This is a genomic window from Photorhabdus africana (genome assembly GCF_035181445.1).
Classification (GTDB): Bacteria; Pseudomonadota; Gammaproteobacteria; order Enterobacterales; family Enterobacteriaceae; genus Photorhabdus; species Photorhabdus laumondii.
Genome location: NZ_JAXBVE010000333.1, coordinates 1 through 223, shown reverse-complemented (window position 1 = coordinate 223; position 223 = coordinate 1). Strand labels below are relative to the sequence as shown.

General features: G+C 60.1%; 1 protein-coding gene. It reads left to right on the top strand.

Annotation, left to right across the window (positions count from 1 at the left end; translation table 11 throughout):
- A partial coding sequence (locus SLS51_RS23975; RefSeq protein WP_323840941.1) for an ImcF-related family protein occupies positions 1–223 on the top strand: 223 nt, incomplete at both ends.

Below are 223 nucleotides of genomic sequence, written 5' to 3'. Positions count from 1 at the left end.
CCTGTCACACAACGTGCAATACAGCGACACGGACCGGCAGGAAATCCAGCGACAAATCACCGAGCAGTACCTGGGGGACTACACCGCCACCTGGCGCGCGGCCATGAACAACCTGGATATTCGTGATTTCACCGATATCCCGCAGGCCCTCAGCGCCCTTGAACAGGTCATCAGCGGCGAACAGCCCATCAGCCGGGCCCTGCAAATCCTGAGCGACAACACC